The sequence below is a fragment of the Kineobactrum salinum genome (assembly GCF_010669285.1).
GTDB classification, from domain to species: domain Bacteria; phylum Pseudomonadota; class Gammaproteobacteria; order Pseudomonadales; family Halieaceae; genus Kineobactrum; species Kineobactrum salinum.
The window spans coordinates 3088623-3107451 of record NZ_CP048711.1; the positions used below are offsets into that span (position 1 = coordinate 3088623).

Here is an 18829-nt window from a genome sequence, read left to right on the forward strand (position 1 = left end):
GCTTTAGCCGTGTCCAGATTCAGCCTCTGGTTCCAGGTATGATGAAAATTCCTGCCTGAAGTGCTCACAAAACGTTGCCAAGGCGATTCTCAGTTCTTCCGGATAGGATTCAGGGCTCTCAATGGAATTGTCTCGGGCCTGCGCTTCCAGTCGGCCGGCAATAGACTTCACTTGCTCTGCACCAATGTTTGCGCTCATTGATTTGATGGCGTGAGCAATCTTGTAAATATCCGCTATACATTTTTGCGCTAGGGCGGTGTCGATTTCCAGGAGCTTTTCATCCATTTGTTTCGTGAAGCCGGAAAAAACCTGGAGCAGGATGGCACGACCCGTTGCCTTCTCTATTTCGAGAATGTTGTTGACTGCCTGATAATCGATTACGTCATGATTCGGATCATTTTTTGATGCTTCGAATTCCGAGTCATTTACCGGAAAATCAATAGATCTGTCGGTTTGTAAAGTTTGACTCAGATGCTTCGCCAGAACACCCTTCAAATCGTCGAGCTTGAATGGTTTACCTAAGTAATCAGTCATTCCCGACTCAAAGCATAGACTTTTTTCGTCCCGAGAAATGCCGGCAGTCAATGCGATTATAGGCACCCTTTCTCTGCCAAGGTCTTCCTCATTAGTCCTGATCTGGCGTGCCGCTGTATAGCCGTCCATAATCGGCATTTGACAATCCATGAAGATGAGATCGTACTCATTTCGGCTCTGCATGCGAACGGCTTCACTTCCGTCACTCGCGATTTCCACCTTGTAGCCAAGCATCTCAATCATTTCCTGAGCAATGCGTTGGTTGGTTGGGATGTCCTCCGCTATTAGTACTCTTTGTACGGAGAGCGCCTTGGTAGAGGCTGCTGATTTTTGAGCGCTGATTGGGCGTGTCTTATACAATATTTTTCTGAGCGCCCCATATACTACTGAGGTCGCAGTAGGCTTTGTTATACTTGGCCAGGCCATGAATGCTTGCCCGAGAGTATAATTTCTCAGGGGTGTTACAGCGACCCCCCGGGGCACCTTGGCTAACTGGTGTACAAGGTCATCATCGTCTTTGATGCTTTCGAAATCTACAAACCAGATGCAATGAGGCTGATCCAGTCTTGCTGCCACGTCTTCGGGGTTCGCTTCAATGTTGCTGATGCCAGCTCGCGACAGTTGTGACTGTAGCATTTCAACGAACGGATCGATCTTCGAAACGATTACTACTTTGATAGCATCCCCGAATTCAGGCTGCGATACTTTAGCTTCGGCGTTGTTGTATAGCGGAACCTCTACCAATATTGAAGTCCCAACCCCTGGCTCGGATTTGACTTCAATTTGACCGCCCAGCAGGTCTATGTATCGTCTTGATATAGAAAGCCCTAGCCCGGTGCCTCCGTATTTGCGTGTGGTACTTGCATCAGCTTGCGTAAATGGTTCAAAGACTCTTTCCGCGGTTTTCGCATCCATGCCTATTCCGCTGTCCTCAACAACTATTTGTATCGTCATTTGGTCATCTGTGCCTGCGGAACCCTTGGCATTGACGCGAACGTTAACCCATCCATTATGTGTGAACTTGATGGAGTTTCCCACAAGGTTCATGATCACTTGCCGGATTTTTCCGGGATCGCCCCTGAGTGTCTGCGGCACATCAGAATCTATTATGTGGTTCAAGGAGAGATTTTTCTTTTCCGCCGGCTCGCACTGTATGTAGCAGATCTCTTCGATCAGTTCTACGATATCAAAGTCGACCGCCTCTATGTCGACGCGTGAGGCCTCTATCTTTGAAAAATCCAGAATGTCATTGATGAGTTTGAGGAGCGCTGTACCGCTTGAATGCGCTGCCGATGCAAACTTCTTTTGCTGCTGAGTCAAGCTTGTATGCAGCAGCAACTCGGTCATGCCGATCATGCCGTGCATAGGCGTTCTAATTTCATGGCTCATTGTAGCCAGGAAGTCGGACTTGGCCTTGTTGGCGTCTTCAGCGCTCTTTCGGGCCGCTTCCAAATCAATAGTTCTTTCCTGCACCTTTTGTTCCAGCTCCTTCTGCCGAGCCAGGGCGGCGCGCGCTCGATTGTTTTGTTTCTGAATCAGAAGAGCGATGAGCATGATAGCCAAAGCTATATATGCCACGTAAGCCAGCGGGCTCCGCCAGGGTGGAGGATTGACAATTATATCGATAGACTTTCCGTCCCAATTCCAGGCTCCGCCTGGACTTGCTGCCGCCAGTTTTAGTTGATATTGCCCTGGAGGTAACGTAGTAAAGGACGCTTGCCTGGCCTCGTCGGATATTACCCAATTGTCGTTCATGCCAACGAGTTTGTATCCGTATTGTAAAAGCGCTGGGTTCGAGTAATCTGCCGCATAGAACTCTACCGTCAGCATATTGTCTGTGTGTTCGAGTTCTATAAGTGAAAGATCATTATAGGGGGCGCTAAATTCCCGTCTTTCGTTGAGTATCCGTATTTCAGAAATGCCAACAAGAGGGGGCTCATTATCGTCCGTGAGATTGTCAGGGTCTATTACATTGAATCCAAGATTGCCTCCAAAGTAGATGTTTCCACTTCCCGACTTGAATGATGCGCCCATATTGAATTCGGTGTTTTGAAGCCCATCCCGGATTCCGTATTGGCGGGTGTCATTGGTGTTGGGGTTTAGCCTAGTTACGCCTCTGTTGTGGGACAGCCATATGTTTCCATCTGAGTCGCTTTGAATGCCATAAATGTTGGAGCTTGGCAGCGATATATTTTCAGAATAATGATGGAATTTCTCCCGTCCTCTCAGGCGATCCGCTCTATCCCACCGGTTAAGTCCGCCACCATTGGTTCCGAGCCAAAGATCTCCAGCGTCATCTTCATAGAATGACCAAACCATATCGTTGGAGATGCTGTCTGTGTTGCCGCGTTCCGTAAAGTATTTCTGGAACTTTCCTGTTTCGGGCTTGAATTGGTTCAAGCCGTTTTCCGTTCCAACCCAAATGAGGCCCAAGGAGTCTTGAAACACTGCAATTACGTTATTGTTGCTAATCGAGTCCGGGTTCAATGGGTTGTGAGTGTGGTTGAGGAAGGCGCGACTACTTGTCTCAAGTATGCTGAGGCCTCCGCCATAAGTGCCAACGAGTAGATCCCCATTGGAGGCTCTTATTATAGAAGTAATTCCGTTTGCGCCTATGGTGGAGTTGTCAAACTTGGAGTGTCTGAACGCCGTTATTGCATTGTCACTCAGGTCGAACTTATTTAGCCCTCCGGAGAACGTTCCGATCCATAGTGTGTCCTCTTCACCCAAAAGGCTCATAACTGCAGTATTCGAGATTGAGGGCTCGGTGGATTCGTTTATCCACTCAAAGAGCTCACGATCCGGTCGCAATCTGTTCAATCCATCATCGGTGCCCACCCAGATACTGCCATCGCCTGTTTCTCCAAACGCGTTCACAGAGTCATCCGATAGCCTGCCCACCATACTGTTAAACTTGGGGAAAAGATTCTTGGTGCCAGAGGCCAGTCCAAAAACAGTGCCTGCCCAATACAGGCCTTCTCGTGATTGAAACAAGCTGTAGACGCGATTGGATGGAAGACTTGTATTGCTACTGGTAAATCTTTGAAACGTTCCACTTTCTGGACGGTACAGATTCAGTCCCTCCAGAGTGCATATCCATATCCGGCCATCTGAATCTTGAAACATGCAGAGAGTACTATTTGACGATAGCGAGTTGTTATCCGTGGGGTCATGGCGGAAATGCTGTGAGGTGTTGTTTCTGGGGTTATACCTTGAGATACCCGCATTCAAGGTCAGCGCCCAAATAAACCCATCCGAGTCGGAAAAGATACTTACAACAGAGTTTGAGGTGAGGATGTCAGGAGATGATTCGCTGTTATTAACGATCTCCAGATCGGACCGGTTTTTATCTATTTGCAGTAAACCACTGGCCATTGTCGAGGCCCAAACGCTCCCGTCACCGGTTTCAGCGAAACTAATTATTTCACCTAAATACGGTAAATTCTCATTGGCCGGAAAGAAGTGCCGGTAAGTCATATCTGTCGGTGAAAATACGCTGATGGCATTGTCATACCCTAGCCATACATCGCCTTCTTGATCCACAAATACAGTGTATACGTCGTTCGATGCCGGAGAGTTGACGTTGCTATCGTCCGTCAGTAGCGCACTAAACCCATTGCTTATCGGGTCATATTTATTCAGGCCCCCACCCCTGGTCGCGACCCATATATTTCCCTGGTGATCTTCGGCAATCTGGGTAACGGCATTGTGGGAAAGTGACGCCGGGTTTGTCAGCGAGTAGCGATAATTCTCGAGTTCATGCCCATTGTACTTATTCAGGCCTTCCTGGGTGACAAACCAGAGGTGTCCATACGAATCCTGGAATATCTGTGTAACAACTTGTTGGGTAAGGTTGTTGGAAACAACAGACGGTTCAAAATCTATACTGATGGTGTCGTCGAAGGATTCTGCACGCACACCGATGCAAATCCAGCACAATACTATGCTGAATAAAAAACCGTTTCGCGATCGGACTCCGACTGCCACCGCTCACTATCCATGATCAATGTCAGGGCAGTGTAATCAATATTATCAGGGTGCACTAGAATGCTGAGCGCTTTAGCGGGTAATTTACCGAGGTAAAGGCAATCGAGTCAGCTAACCATTGCTAGCTGACTCGCAATATGAGGGAACTAACAGGATTCTGGTGTATTAGCGGGGGCCCCTATTGTCGTCGGCGTAGCTCTGGATACCCCACTTGTAGGCGGCTTGGTCGGCGTAGCGCTGGATACCCCACTTGTAGGCGGCTTGGTCGGCGTAGCTCTGGATGCCCCACTTGTAGGCGGCTTGGTCGGCGTAGCGCTGGATGCCCCACTTGTAGGCGGCCTGGTCGGCGTAGCGCTGGATGCCCCACTTGTAGGCGGCTTGGTCGGCGTAGCGCTGGATACCCCACTTGTAGGCGGCTTGGTCGGCGTAGCGCTGGATACCCCACTTGTAGGCGGCTTGGTCGGCGTAGCGCTGGATGCCCCACTTGTAGGCGGCCTGGTCGGCGTGGCTCTGGATGCCCCACTTGTAGGCAGCCTGCCCCGCAGAATTCTGTACACCCCACGCTGAATTCCCGGCGACCACACGGTTGCCATCATCATTGACCTTATTGCTGGCGGTGGCCCACTTGTAGCTGCTGGCCTGAGTTTCCGTATGGGCCCATTCGGCAGGTGTACTGGCCTCTTCGGCGCTCGGTTGGCCCCATTTGTAGCTGGGCTTTACGGAGTAGCTGTGCTTGGCAGCGAGTGAATGGCTGACTTTGTGGACCTGGCTAGCATGTGAAGAGGCACCGGTGTCACTCAATGCTGGCATCGCGAATACCAATGCCAAAATTCCAGCTCCCTTCTTCACGATTTCCAAAGAGTTGTTCATAACAGTCCTGCCCCTTCAATTCAAATTTCGTCACTTTATGTGACGCAGTTCCCGAGTGGATTCTCATCCTTGAGAGGCACTTCACAATTTGATCCATCAATGCTTGACGAACGTTATAAGTGCGGTAGCCCACAATAAGAAGTGGCCGCCATAACCTTTTTGGGGTATTCGGGAGCTGGAAAAACTGTTGAGTGGAAGGCGGTAGCTGTAGTTTTTTATAAAGAGGTATTATTAACTAATTGAAAAATAAATAAAAAATTATTCGGGGAGCCATTGCGGGGAGTTCACTGACCAGAATGGGTACTATTGTTCGGTTTCGCTCTTGACGGTCTCGTTATCAGGATCATCGTTGGAGAGAGCTTCGATGATGGATCTTTCCGCCAGGTAGATCTCCAGCCAGTCGAATGGCAGTTCCGGATCAGGCTCAAGGGGGTCCTGGCGCTCTATGTGTTCTTTTACTCCCCATCGCCGATCCTGGCTATGGCCCTTGGCAGCTGGATTGGGGCTGAGCATCTTCTCAAGGCCGGGCAGGCTGGACTTGCCCTGCTCATCCACAATGGCGGGGCCTTCGACATATTCGGTGCCCGCGATGTCGACATTTATGTCCATTTCCTGGTTGCCGCAGCCTCGCTGTCCCAGGGTAACGGCCCGGACTGCGTTGACATAACCGTTGCCCTGCTGGAATGGGCTGTACGCCAGCTTGCCGTCGCGATTGATCGCAAGCTCCGCGCTACTGATCAGCTTGCACTTGATATCGTCCGGTTGCAGGTCTGGTTCGAGTTGCAGCAGCAGCGCGGCAATACCGGCCACCAGTGCGCTGGCCTGGGAGGTGCCGGTCATCACCAGCTCGCCGGTGCTGATCATGTAGTCGGGATGTTTGCGGGTGAGGGTGCTGCCGGGGCGGATTATGCCTGCGATATGCCCGCCCGGAGCGACGAGGTCAGGCTTGATGTGGCCGCTGGGAGTGGGCCCCGTGACGAGAAGTCGGGAATGTAGTCATCATCCCGGCTGTCAGTCGTCCAGGAGTCCGTGATCGCCCCCACCGTAATCAGGTAGGGCAGGTTGCCTGGAGAGCCGATTGTCATGGCGTCGGGACCTTCGTTTCCTGCCGCGGCCACCACGGTGATGCCTGCCGCCCAGGCGCGCATCAGGGCCTGGTTGATCGGGTCGAGGAAATACGGCCAGCGGGGCCTGGCTGCAAAAGACAGGTTGAGGACCTTGATGTCCAGGCGCTCTCTGTGGTCCACGATCCACTGTACGCCCCTGACAATGTCGAGGAAGTCTCCCTGGCCTTCGTCGTCGAACGCTTTCACTGCCACCAGGCCAGCGTCCGGCGCGATACCCTTGAAGGAGCCGCTGGGCTTCATGCCGTCTTCGAGCACCTGCCCGCTGTGCGCGATCACGCTGGTCATATGGGTGCCGTGGCCGCTGTCGTCAAAAACCTCTTCCCCTGCCCTGTCGGCGATAGCGTCGTAGCGCCCGAGGATTCGGGGCTGGCCCTGAGTATCCCTGGCAAGGGCGGTATGCTCCCATAGTCCCGAATCCAGCACGGCGACTGTTACGCCTTTCCCGGTGACGCCCAGTTGATGCAGTTCTGCGGCGCCAGCCACCTGCGGATAATAGGTATCGGCGGCGTAATCCGGGTAGCCGGGAATCAGTTTGGTGCTGCATTCGCCCTTGAATTCAAGGCTCAGGCTGAAATCCCGTTGCAGCCAGCGGCCGTCTGACAGCTCAGTCAATGGGGTTGCAAAATTCGCCGCGAGGGTGGCATTTTGGACCAGCGCCGGCGCCTCGGTCTCCGGGTAGCTGACAGACACTGTAAAACGGTCGTCATCGGCCTTCGGCCGACTCTCCCGGATCAGCTCCTGGTCTCCCAGGGTCAGGCTTTGCAGGGTGCCGAGAGCGGCGGGCCAGCTGAAGCTGAGCGTCTGTAGCCGGGCGGCATCGGCATGCTTGTTGTAGAGTTTCCAGCGTATGCCCTGCTCGACCAGTTGGGCCTCCAGGGCGCCACCGACATCGCAGGTGTCGGTAACCGGCGGCACGGGCTCGGGCACGTCGACAGATAGGTCATCGATGATACGGGAGATGCCCGGTGCCTGCCTTATCTGCTGAAGTTGGTCTGCCGTTACATCGGCGCCCACCGCATCGATGATGGGCAGGTCGTGAGTGACGGTGCCGCCGTGTTGCTCCACCAGCGCGCGCATCTCGCTGGCCGACTCGCCCTGCAACATGATACGCAGCAGTTTGCTGCCGGCGGCTTCGGTCCCCGTGGCTGCCACCAGGACCAGGGTGGCACAGAGGATGAGTGGCAGATAGCCAGCTATACGGGGAAGTCGGTGCAAATCAGTGTCTCGGAAATAGTTGCGCCAGGAAGTTTTTCCGCAGCAGGTCCGGCACTTCCTCAGGGTAGACCGGTTGGGAAAAGTAATATCCCTGCAGCAGTTCACAGTTGCTCCTGATGAGATACTGCATCTGTTCTTCGTTTTCTATACCCTCGGCGATTACCCGCAGGTTGAGTGTCTTGGACAGCGCCAGAATCGCATCGATGATGGCTGCGCCGTCGGGGCTGGACAGGTCGGCAACAAAGCTCTGGTCTATTTTGAGCGTATCTATCGGAAACCGTTTGAGGTAGCTCAGAGAGGAATAACCTGTGCCAAAGTCGTCTACCGCCAGATCGACGCCGATTTCCTTGAGCTCCCGGAGTTTGACGATATTGGTCTCGGCATCGGTCATGATAGCGCTTTCGGTGAGCTCAAGCTCGAGCCTGTGGGGGGCGAAACTGGAACTTTCTATGAAGTCCCGAATGAACTGGGACAGATTGCTCTGATTGAACTGCAGTGGCGAGATATTCACGCTGACCCGGAAGGGCTCCAGCTGCAGCGAGTCCCAGTACCGGCAATGTCGGCCTACTTCCGCCATTACCCATTCTCCCAGTTCGATAATCTGTCCCGTGCGCTCGGCAACCGGGATGAACTCTGACGGCGGCACCATGCCCCGGAGAGGGTGTTTCCAGCGTACCAGGGCCTCCAGGCTGACTACCGAGCCGGTGGAGGTTTCAATCTGCGGTTGATAGCGCAGTTCGAGTTCGCCGAACTGCATGCCGTGGCGCAGCTCTTCCTCCATTTTGAGCTGTTCCACGGCCTGGGCATTCATCTCTTCATTGTAGAAACGGTAACAGGCGCGCCCCTCGGCCTTGGCCACATACATTGCAGTATCGGCGTTGCGCACCAGGCTGTCCGGGTCTTCCCCATCCTGGGGGTAGATCGCGATACCGATGCTGGGGGTGACGACAGGGTTGTGCGACTGCAGCGCTATGGGCTTGGAGAGAGTGTTGAGGATGCGCCTGGCAACCGCTTCCACATGAATCATGTCGGGAACGTCGGACAGCACGACGGTGAACTCATCGCCCCCCAGTCGTGCTATTTCGGTATTGCTATCCGGATCCGAGACATCGTCTTCTGAAATATAGTTTACGGCGTCGTCTTCCCGCAGTTCCAGGATCAGCCGTTTGGCTATTTCCACTAGCAGTCTGTCGCCGCGGCCATGACCAATGGAGTCATTGATCCGCTTGAAATTATCCAGGTCGATGAACAGCAGTGCGGCATAGGATTTGTTGCGCTTGGCCCGCTTCAGGATGCGGTTCAGCTGTTCATTGAAGCTGCGCCGGTTGGGGAGATTGGTCAACGGATCATAGTAGGCGAGGTAGCGCAGTCTGTCCTCTTGCCGCTTCAGGGAATTGAAGGCCTGGCTGGCGCGCAGCATGTACTGGACGTCCCGTCCGAGCAATGACCAGTTCAACGGCTTGGTCTTGTATTGCGTCGCACCCGCGTCAAAGCCCTGGTCTATCGACTGCCTGTCGTCCGAGCCGGTGACAATCATGATGGGAATGGATTCGCCCTGTGGCATCTGGCGTATACGGCGGCAGACCTCCAGCCCCGTCATGCCCGGCATCTCGACGTCCAGGAACACCAGGTCGGGCCTTTCGCGCACGAACATATCGAGCGCCTCGGGACCGCTGTGGGCTTCCACCACAAGCATGTCTTCGGCTTCAAGACACTGGCGGGTCAGGAACCGTACATTCTGGTCATCATCACAGACCAGAATCTTTGCGCTCATTCCAGGCGATAGGTTATCTGACATTGGTAGCCATATGGGGGAGCCCAGGGTTGGCGCGACAGGCTACCATCACTCGTATGCTGCGCCTAGTGTTCTCCGATGAGCGGCCGCTTTTGGCCGCTGCTGCCTGGTTAGTCGAGTTCAAGAGCTGATGCGCTCGCGATACTTGAAGCGCTGCTCCTGTACAAAGCGCGGCAACTGTTGCAGGGGGATCGCCGGACTGTAGTAAAAGCCCTGTACCTGGTGGCAATGTTCCGCCCGCAGGTATTCGATTTGCTCGTAACTCTCCGCGCCCTCGGCGACGACTTCCAGTTCCAGGCGTCTGGCCATCTGGATAATAAGGCTGCAAACGGCGGCCTGCTGGCGGTTGTGGGGCAGATCGCGGACGAAGCTGGAGTCTATTTTCAGCGCCGAGATGGGCAGTTCGGTGAGATGGGACAATTGAGAAAAGCCGGTGCCGAAATCATCCAGGGAGAAGCTGATGCCCAGCTGCCCCAGTTCCTCCATGCGGGCTTTGATGGCGCTGGGGCTCTTCAGAATGGTGTTTTCCGTCAGCTCGAACTCCAGCCGTGCCGCATTGGCGCCGGTACGGTCCAGGATGTCCTTTACCGCCCCGACAAAATGGTCGTCCTGGATTTGCGAGAACGAAATGTTGACAGCTACCACAATGTCGCCCAGTCCCTGCTCGGCCATCCAGTTCAATGCGCAGCAGGCATGCTGGATGATCTGGTGGCCGATGTTCTTCATCAGCCCCATGTCCTCGCATTCCGCCAGGAATTCTCCGGGGCAAGTGAGGCCCCGCTCGGGATGGTTCCAGCGCAACAGGGCTTCCAGCCCCGCCAGTTGGCCGGATTCCAGTATCACCCGGGGTTGGTAGTGCAGTTCAAACTGGTTTTTCCGTACTGCCGTGCGCAATTCGGCGGCCAGCGAATTGCCGCCGCCGGCATCGAACAGCAGCCGCTCACTGTAGTGGATGAACTTGCTGCCGGTTACCGGTTTGGCTTGCTGCATCGCACTGCGGGCCTGCTCCAGCAATTCTGCCAGGTCGCCTGCATCGTCGGGATACAGGGCGGCACCGATGCTGGCGTTGACCTGAACCTGCTGCTCCTCGAGCAACACGGGCATCGCAATAGTCTGCAGCAGCTTGCCGGCGATCGTCGCAACATCGCTGGCACTGCTGACGTTTTCCAGGATGATTGCGAATTCGTCGCCGCCCAGGCGTGCCACCGCGTCAGTATTTCTGAGCTTGTTAAGGATGCGGCGCGACAACTGCTGAATCAGCAGGTCGCCGTTGTGTTCGCCAAAGTGGTCGTTGACGCTGGTGAACTGGTCGATATTGAGGTAGAGCAGGGCAGTCTTCAGGTCGTGCCGCTGCGCGTGTTGCAGGGTCTGCTCCAGTTGCGCCCTGAAGCCCGCACGGTTCAATACCCCGGTCAGGGAGTCGCGGTTGGACAGGTCGCGGATGGTGTTGCGGGCCCTGTTCAGCTCAATGGCATAGTCGAGTACCTTGTCGAGAAATGCGTGCTGAAGCTGCTCGCGGATCAGGTAGTCCTTTACCCCACAGTCCTGGAAAAGGCGGTATTCCTGGCCGTTGGGCGGCGCATCCAGCAGCAGCATTACCGGGGTGGGGATATTGCTCTTTTGCATTAGCCGCAGCAGGTATTCGGTCTCTGGTCCCGGCACCATGATGACGATGTCGAGCTCCGGGTCAGCGAGCACCTCCAGCGGCCGTTCCAGTGAGTCGCAACTGAGCAGGCGAAAGCGTGTTGGCCTGGCTCGCTCAAGGCAATCCGCCAGCAGCAGGTAGTCCCGCTCCTCGTCAGAAATCAGCAATATCCTGCGCAGATCCACGACGGCCCCTGGTGTTGCCTTCCAATCCCCGAGCGAGCCGCTTCTCGTGCCATTTGAGCTGGAGCGGCTTATTCGTTACATAACATAAGCTTATACGCAATATTTGAGGACATTTCTAGTCCTTCCACTGCAAAAATGTGTCAAAGGGACAGGACGGGTCGGCCGCGGGATCGCCGAGGCCCGCGCCGAGGCTACCGAATTGGCGGCGCCCGGCGAGATTTCGCTGCGGGAAGCTTGTGTTACAATTTCATGTTGTTCCTCTTCACCATGTGACCTATGAGTATCGCTTCCGACAAACTTGAAACCATCCGCCAGCAGGTGCAGCAGCACCTGGATCATGAGCAGCACAGGTCGCTCAACCCGGTCCAGGAGCAGCAGCTCAAGGCGAGTATTGGGGCCCGGCTGCGTGCTGAAAATGCCGTGGTCGTGGCCCATTACTATACTGCTCCCGAAATCCAGGCCCTGGCCGAGGAGACGGGCGGCTGTGTGTCCGACTCGCTGGAAATGGCACGTTTTGGGCACGATCACCCGGCCTCCACGCTGGTCGTGGCCGGGGTCAAATTCATGGGTGAAACGGCCAAGATACTCACGCCGCACAAGCGCGTGCTGATGCCTACCCTGGAGGCAACCTGCTCGCTGGACGTGGGCTGCCCCGTGGAGGAATTTTCGGCCTTTTGTGACCAGCATCCGGATCGGGAGGTGGTGGTCTACGCCAATACCTCCGCAGCGGTCAAGGCCCGCGCCGACTGGGTGGTCACCTCCAGCATTGCGCTGGATGTGGCGGAGCACCTGTCCTCCCAGGGCAAGAAGATCCTGTGGGCGCCCGATCGCCACCTGGGCGACTATGTCCGCAGGCAAACCGGCGCCGATATCCTGGTCTGGGAGGGTGCCTGTATCGTGCACGAGGAGTTCAAGGCCCGCGGTATTGCCGATCTGAAACGGGTCTACCCCGACGCGATAGTGCTGGCGCATCCGGAATCGCCGAACGCGGTACTGGAGCTGGCGGACCGGGTCGGCTCCACCACCCAGATCATCCGCGCGGCCCGGGAGATGCCCAACAAGCGCTTCATCATTGCCACCGACCAGGGCATTTTCTACAAGCTGCAGCAGCAGGCTCCCGACAAGGAGTTCCTCATCGCGCCGACGGCCGGCAGCGGCGGGGCCTGCCGCAGCTGCGCCAACTGCCCGTGGATGGCAATGAATGAACTGGAAACCCTGGCCACGGTGTTCAATCGCCCGGACAACGAGATTTTCGTCGATCCGGCAGTGGGTGAGCAGGCGATGGTGCCCCTGCGCCGGATGCTGGACTTCGCGGCCGGGCTCCGGAAATCCGTGGTCGGCAACGCCTGAGCCGCGCCATCAGATTTCCATGCGCTCGCGCAGGGTCGCGATATCGCGCAGTCGCTCCTGAATGCGCGCGCGTGTGACATGGTCGCTGTTGACCAGCTTCATGGCATAGTTCAGCTGCTTTTCCGCTTCGTCCAGAATACCGTTCAGAATGAAGTATTCGGCCCGCGACTGGTGCAGCCCGATGATATTGCCCGACAGTCCCTGCACTTCTGCCAGCAGGTACCACAAGCCGGGATCATTGGAGCGCCGCTTGCTCTGCTCGACCAGCACCTGTTCGGCAATGTGGGCCTTCTGGTCGCGCATCAGGGCCCGGGCATAGGCCATGGTCAGCGGGTGATTGCCGGGCGAGAGCTTCAGCTCTGACTGCAGCTGCTGCACGGCTTTCTCCGGTTCATTGCGCGCCATATGCAGTTCTGCCGCGGCCAGTTTGTACTCCAGACGGTCGGGGCTGCGTGACCAGATGGAGTCCAGCTCCAGCCCCGCCTCGTCGGTGCGCCCCGCGTCGATCAGCGCCAGCACCAGGCCGTAGGTCGCCGCTTCCCGCGATCGGGTGGTCCCCTCCAACTGGCCCCTGAATTTCTGGATAGCCTCCTCCGGCGTGGCGGTGAGCTGGTTGATGACCCGTGCCCGCATCAGCTGGTACTGCAGGTCGTCGCTCTCCGGTGGCCGGGGATACTGGCGCGCGCGGTTGCGGGTGTCGGCGATGCGGTTCTCCGACAGCGGATGCGAACGCAGGAACTCGGGAATCCGGTTGCTGCTGGCGTAGCGGGAGGCCTGCAGCATGCGTTCGAACATGGCCGGCGCCGCGTGGGGGTTCATGCCGGCTGCCACCATGGTCTGCATGCCGACCCGGTCGGCTTCCGCTTCATTGCTGCGGCTGTAGCGCAGGGCGGAATCCTGGGCTGCGGCCTGGGCCGCCGACAATGCTGCCATGCCGGCATCGCCGCCCGCGGTGGCGAGCAATACAAAGCCCGCCAGCATGGCGGCCAGGTTGAGCGGCTGCTGGTTCTTCTGGAACTCCACCCGGCGCGAGAAGTGGCGCTGGCTGAGGTGGGCAATCTCGTGGGCGAGCACGGTGGCCAGTTCGTCCTCGGTCTGGGCGTATTGCAGCAGGCCGTTGTGGACGCCGATCACCCCTCCGGGTACCGCGAAGGCATTGATGGTGGGGTTGTCGACCACCACAAGATCGATCCGGCGGTCTTCCAGCTGGCTGTGGGTGACCAGCCGGTACACCAGGTCCTCAAGATAGTCGAACAGCAGCGGATCATCGACGGTCGAGACCTGGCTGCGGAATATCCGCAGCCAGGTGCGGCCCAGCTGGTGCTCGTACTCGGCGGAAAACAGGCTGGTGCTGGACTCCCCCAGATTGGGCAGCTTCAGGCCCTCCGTGTTGGCCCGCAGCCCGGGGCTTGCCAGCAGCAGGAGCAGCAGCACGGGCAGGGAATATTTGAACAGGGAGCGAAACATGCCGGGAAAATCACCACTTGACGAATTAGGAACCGGGTCAGCTGCATTGTACTGCAGGGAACCGGTCCGGTGACATGAATGTTGTCTGCCGTTGGGATAGTCCGGCGGGATAAAAGTTCAATGCTGTTGGGGTGGACACGGCTAATGGATATACTGGGCGGCGCGCGAGCCCTGGAGCAGGAACAGATGAAGGCAAACATTGACGTGGAAGTGGATGCAAGGGGCCTGGAGTGCCCCATGCCGCTGCTCCAGGCCAAGCGTGCGCTGAATCGCATGCAGCCGGGCCAGCATCTGCAGGTGCTGGCGACCGATGCCGGCTCAGTGCGTGACTTCAGGGTGTTTGCCGAACAGTCCGGCCATGTTCTGCTGCAGTCCGGAGAGTGCGGGGGGTATATACCTACCTGTTGTTGAAGTCGTGACGGGCCGGAACTGAATCCATGCTGGAAATCTTCAATAAATGGTACCGCCGCTACCTGTTCGAGGAAGAGTCGGTATTGCTGCTGGTGTTGCTGGCGGTCGCGGTGCTGTTGTTGATGACGATGGGCGACATCCTGGCGCCCATTCTCGCGGCCATCGTGCTGGCCTATCTGATGCAGGGCATGGCCACGCGCCTGCAGCGCCGGGGCCTGCCGCAGGCCGTCGGCGTCAGTATTGCCTACCTGATCTTCATCGGCTGTTTTTTTGGCATCACGCTGGGGCTGTTGCCGCTGGTGTGGCGGCAGCTGCTGGGGTTGGCCCAGGAGGCGCCGCGCATGCTGGAACAGGGTCGGCACCTGTTGGCGGTGCTGCCCGCGCGCTATCCCGAGGTCTTCAGCCACCAGGAGATCAACCAACTGGTAGCGCTGGCCCAGGCGGAAATGGGCGGGATGGGACAGAAGCTGGTCACCAGTTCCCTGGCCACCATTCCCAGCATCCTGACGGTGCTGGTGTACATGATCCTGATTCCCATCCTGGTATTCTTTTTTCTCAAGGACCGCGAGCTCATCCTGGGCTGGCTGGCCGGATTCCTGCCCAGCGAGCGCCCGCTGCTGCGGCGCATCTGGTCTGAAATGGATAACCAGGTGGCGAACTATGCCCGCGGCAAGGTGCTGGAAATACTGATCGTGGGCGCGGTCAGTTTTGTCTGCTTCCTGCTGCTGGACCTGAATTACGCGGCGCTGCTGGCGCTGCTGGTGGGGCTGTCGGTGATCATCCCCTACCTGGGGGCAGCGCTGGTGACCTTCCCGGTATTGGTCGTGGGATACTTTCAGTGGGGCTTTGCCAATGAATTTTATTACCTCGCGCTGGTCTACTTCATCATCCAGGCGCTCGACGGCAATGTTCTGGTGCCGCTGCTGTTTTCGGAAGCCGTGAACCTGCACCCTGTGGCCATTATTCTGGCGGTGCTGTTTTTTGGCGGAATCTGGGGTATGTGGGGGGTGTTTTTCGCAATACCGCTGGCCACCCTGATCAAGGCCATCATCAATGCCTGGCCCACCCGCGTGGATGAGCCAATTTCAAACAATCTGGAGTGATGCATGCGATTGACAGTATCTGGACGGGGGTTGCGGCCCCTGGTGAGTGGCTTTGTGCTGTTGTTGCTGCTGGCGGCCTGCGCGAGTCTGCCCGGCGCCACGGTACAACAGCCCGTCCAGAGCCCGAACGATGATTACGACTACCGTTATCTGACGCTGGCCAATGACATGCAGGTGCTGCTGATCTCTGACCCGGGCGCACCCAAGGCCGCCGCGGCGCTGGATGTGCAGGTAGGCAGCGGTGACAATCCTCCCGGCCGCGAGGGGCTGGCCCATTTTCTCGAGCACATGCTGTTTCTGGGAACGGACAAATACCCGGACGCTGCCGAGTACGAGCAATTCATCACCGAGCATGGCGGCAGCCGCAACGCCTATACCAGCTTCGAGCACACCAATTATTTCTTTGATATCCAGGCAGAGCATCTGCCTGAGGCGCTGGATCGCTTCGCCCAGTTTTTTATCGCGCCGCGCTTTGATGCCCAGTATGTGGAGCGCGAGAAAAACGCCGTGGAGGCCGAGTTCCAGATGGGGCTCACCAGCGATCCGCGGCGGGGCCTGGATGTGCTGCAGGAGCTGATCAATCCCGAGCACCCGTTTCACCAGTTTACCGTCGGCAGCCTGGAAACGCTGGCGGACCGCACCGGCTCGACCATTCGCGATGAGCTGCTGACATTCTACGAACGCCACTATTCGGCCAACATGATGCGGCTGGTGGTGTTCGGGGCCCAGTCCCTGGACGAGTTGGAGGCGCTGGTCGCGCCTGTTTTTGAGCAGGTGCCGAACAAGGATTTCGAACCCGATCCTATCGAAGCTCCGCTGTTTCCCGAACAGTCCCTGCCGATGCTGGTCAAGATCCAACCGCAGGCGACGCTCAGGCAGCTGGAAGTCTCCTTTCCTGTGGCCGATTACCGCAGCGACTACAAGGTTAATCCGCTGGCCTACCTGGGCAATCTGGTGGGTCACGAAGGCAAGGGCAGCCTGCTGTCCCAGCTCAAGGCAGAAGGCCTGGCGGAAAGCCTGGGCGCGGGTTCGGGGCTGGGCTGGCGGGGAGGCGCGCTGTTCAGCGTCAGCATTACCCTGACCGAAGCGGGTGCCGAGCGCTACGAACGGGTGCTGCAGCTGCTGTTTTCCTACCTGGACATGCTGCGCGAACAGGGTCCGCAACAATGGTTGTACGAAGAGCAGTCGCGCCTGGCAGAGCTGGAGTTCCGCTTCCACGAGGACTCGACGCCGATGAACTACGTCAGCTCCCTGGCCAGCGGCATGCACTATTATGAGCCGGTGGACACCCTGCGGGGCCCCTACCTGATGTCTCGCTACGACCGGCAGATGCTCAATGAACTGCTGGGCGACGTGGCGCCCGGCAATGCGCTGGTCGTGTTCAGCGACGACTCGGTGGAAACCGATCAGGTGTCGGAGTTCTACGGTGTTCCCTACGCCCGTCAGCAGGTCGCCGGCGAGCAACTGGCGCGCTGGACGGCGCCAGTGCGGCACGCGGAGCTGGATCTGCCGCCGCCCAATGAGTTCATTCCCGATGACGTCAGTCTGGTGCCGTTGGCGGATGAAGCCGTGTCACTGCCGACCCTGCTGCTGGACGAGACGCGGCTCTCCGTATGGTTTGCCCAGGACCATGAATTCCGTATCCCCAAGGGAGCGACCTATATCAATTTCCGTTCCCCGGAAGTGGGGCAGAATGTGCAGCAGACGGCGGCGGCCCTGCTCTACACGGCACTGCTCAAGGATGCTGTGAACGAGTTTAGCTATCCGGCATTGCTGGCGGGGCTCAATTTCGAACTCTACAAGCACGCTCAGGGGATCAGCCTGCGCATCAGCGGCTACAATGACAAGCAGATCCGTCTGCTCGACCGGCTGCTGGAAGTGATCCAGCAGCCGGACTTCGACCCGGAGCGGTTTGCCAATATCCGCGCGGACAGGATCCGCAGCCTGGCAAACGCGATCGCCAAGCGCCCCAGCAGTCAGGTGATGGATGATTTGCGCGAGGCTCTGTTGCACGGCGAATGGGGCGAGCAACCCCTGATCGATGCACTGGCGGAGCTGGAGCTGGCGGATCTGGAAGCCTATGCCACCGCTTTCTGGGCCGGGGCCACCGCCGAGACGCTGGTATTTGGCAACTACGAGCCCAGCGTCGTGCCGGCACTGGCCCAGCGTCTGCGGGAATTGTTGCCAACGGATGGGGCGGCGCCCACGCTGCCACCATTGCGGGTCACCCGCCTGGCGGAGGATGAAGCGCTGCAATTCGTGGTGGACGTGCCGCACGATGATTCCGTGGTGGCCTGGTACCTGCAGGGCCGTGATCAATCCTGGCATGATCGGGCGGCGACGGCGCTCACCGGCCAGATCATCAAGTCCGGGTTCTTCCAGCAGCTGCGTACCGAGCAGCAGCTGGGCTATGTGGTCAGCGCCTTTCCCTGGCCACAGTTGGATGTGCCGGGCCTGGTGCTGCTGATCCAGTCGCCCAATACCAGTGCGGTGGATGTGGTCGCCGCGATGGAATCCTTCATGGCCGCGGTGAGTGGCTCCCTGGATCAATCCCAGTTCGAACGTCACCGGGCGGCTCTGGTCGGGGAAATCCTGCGCCCCGACAAAAACCTGTGGGAGCGCGCTGAATTTTACTGGCAGTCTATCGCCAAGAAGCAGTACCAGTTCGATGGCCGCCGGCAGCTGGTGGCAGCCGTATCGGCGCTGAGCCGGGAACAGTGGAATGACTACTACGATGAGGTCTTCCTGCGTCGGCGCCAGTCGCTGCAGGTAGTGGCTCCCGGCCGCTGGCAGGCCGTGCCCGACGGTTATGGGCCACGCCTGCACGATGCTGCGGACATCAAGCAAACCAACCCGGCCTTCCTGATCGATTGACCGGTATGTGAATTTTTCTGTAATGGGCCGCGGCGGTGTCGCGGCTAAGCGCATGATTTTCCACGCAAAACGCAAGCATTTATGGTTCCATATTGGAACCTATCATGTTGTCTCTCGCCCCTGATCTGTAGTACGTTGCCCTTGCCGCGGACGCAGCCGTTCGCGGAAGACAGCGGTATAGAGCGCTATAATCAAGAATTCAGGCAGCGCCGCACGGGAATATAGTTCCATTAAGGAACCCGAGATCCCTGTCGGTTTCATGTATC

General features: G+C 57.4%; 9 protein-coding genes and 1 pseudogene. 4 read left to right on the top strand and 6 right to left on the bottom strand.

Features of this window, described 5'->3' with window-relative positions:
• Positions 1-3 precede the first annotated feature (3 nt).
• The 5 genes and pseudogenes from G3T16_RS13635 to G3T16_RS13660 form a co-directional block, all read right to left on the bottom strand.
• Positions 4-4452 carry a hybrid sensor histidine kinase/response regulator gene (locus G3T16_RS13635; protein WP_163495726.1) on the bottom strand — a complete coding sequence of 1483 codons (4449 nt, stop codon included), beginning with the start codon at positions 4450-4452 and terminating at the stop codon, positions 4-6.
• Between the two features lie 234 nt (positions 4453-4686).
• A complete protein-coding gene (locus tag G3T16_RS13640; RefSeq protein ID WP_163495727.1) occupies positions 4687-5349 on the bottom strand; it encodes a hypothetical protein in 663 nt (220 codons plus the stop codon).
• Between the two features lie 345 nt (positions 5350-5694).
• Positions 5695-7622, bottom strand: a pseudogene (locus tag G3T16_RS23135) (S8 family peptidase).
• Positions 7623-7734: 112 nt separating this feature from the next.
• Positions 7735-9507, bottom strand: a complete 1773-nt coding sequence (locus G3T16_RS13655; RefSeq protein WP_197911671.1) for a two-component system response regulator — start codon at positions 9505-9507, stop codon at positions 7735-7737.
• A 141-nt stretch (positions 9508-9648) separates the two neighbouring features.
• Entirely contained in the window at positions 9649-11358 is a 1710-nt protein-coding gene (locus G3T16_RS13660) for a putative bifunctional diguanylate cyclase/phosphodiesterase (RefSeq protein ID WP_163495730.1), read from the bottom strand.
• Positions 11359-11634: 276 nt separating this feature from the next.
• On the opposite strand from G3T16_RS13660, the gene nadA reads away from it, so the two are divergent.
• Entirely contained in the window at positions 11635-12708 is a 1074-nt protein-coding gene (gene nadA / locus G3T16_RS13665; RefSeq protein WP_163495731.1) for a quinolinate synthase NadA, read from the top strand.
• Between the two features lie 9 nt (positions 12709-12717).
• Here the strand turns inward: nadA and G3T16_RS13670 are convergent, their stop codons facing one another.
• Positions 12718-14175 carry a M48 family metalloprotease gene (locus G3T16_RS13670; protein ID WP_163495732.1) on the bottom strand — a complete coding sequence of 486 codons (1458 nt, stop codon included), beginning with the start codon at positions 14173-14175 and terminating at the stop codon, positions 12718-12720.
• A gap of 144 nt (positions 14176-14319) precedes the next feature.
• Between G3T16_RS13670 and G3T16_RS13675 the strand changes: the two genes are divergently transcribed.
• Genes G3T16_RS13675 through G3T16_RS13685 form a run of 3 tightly spaced genes read left to right on the top strand, consistent with a single transcriptional unit; the run spans position 14320 to position 18563 of the window.
• Positions 14320-14586, top strand: coding sequence for a sulfurtransferase TusA family protein (locus tag G3T16_RS13675; RefSeq protein WP_232059076.1), 267 nt, complete (start codon positions 14320-14322; stop codon positions 14584-14586).
• Between the two features lie 26 nt (positions 14587-14612).
• Positions 14613-15689 (top strand): AI-2E family transporter, encoded by a 1077-nt coding sequence (locus tag G3T16_RS13680; RefSeq protein WP_163495733.1) that lies wholly within the window; start codon positions 14613-14615, stop codon positions 15687-15689.
• Between the two features lie 3 nt (positions 15690-15692).
• On the top strand, positions 15693-18563 hold the full coding sequence (locus G3T16_RS13685; protein WP_163495734.1) for an insulinase family protein: 2871 nt from the start codon (positions 15693-15695) through the stop codon (positions 18561-18563).
• The last annotated feature ends 266 nt before the right edge of the window (positions 18564-18829 follow it).

What these genes read in the sequence shown, in the direction of transcription:
- nadA (WP_163495731.1), top strand. Translation starts at nt 11,635, where the DNA reads ATGAGTATCGCTTCCGACAAACTTGAAACCATCCGCCAGCAGGTGCAG.
- G3T16_RS13685 (WP_163495734.1), top strand. Translation starts at nt 15,693, where the DNA reads ATGCGATTGACAGTATCTGGACGGGGGTTGCGGCCCCTGGTGAGTGGC.
- G3T16_RS13655 (WP_197911671.1), bottom strand. Translation starts at nt 9,507, where the DNA reads ATGAGCGCAAAGATTCTGGTCTGTGATGATGACCAGAATGTACGGTTC.
- G3T16_RS13680 (WP_163495733.1), top strand. Translation starts at nt 14,613, where the DNA reads ATGCTGGAAATCTTCAATAAATGGTACCGCCGCTACCTGTTCGAGGAA.
- G3T16_RS13670 (WP_163495732.1), bottom strand. Translation starts at nt 14,175, where the DNA reads ATGTTTCGCTCCCTGTTCAAATATTCCCTGCCCGTGCTGCTGCTCCTG.
- G3T16_RS13675 (WP_232059076.1), top strand. Translation starts at nt 14,320, where the DNA reads ATGGATATACTGGGCGGCGCGCGAGCCCTGGAGCAGGAACAGATGAAG.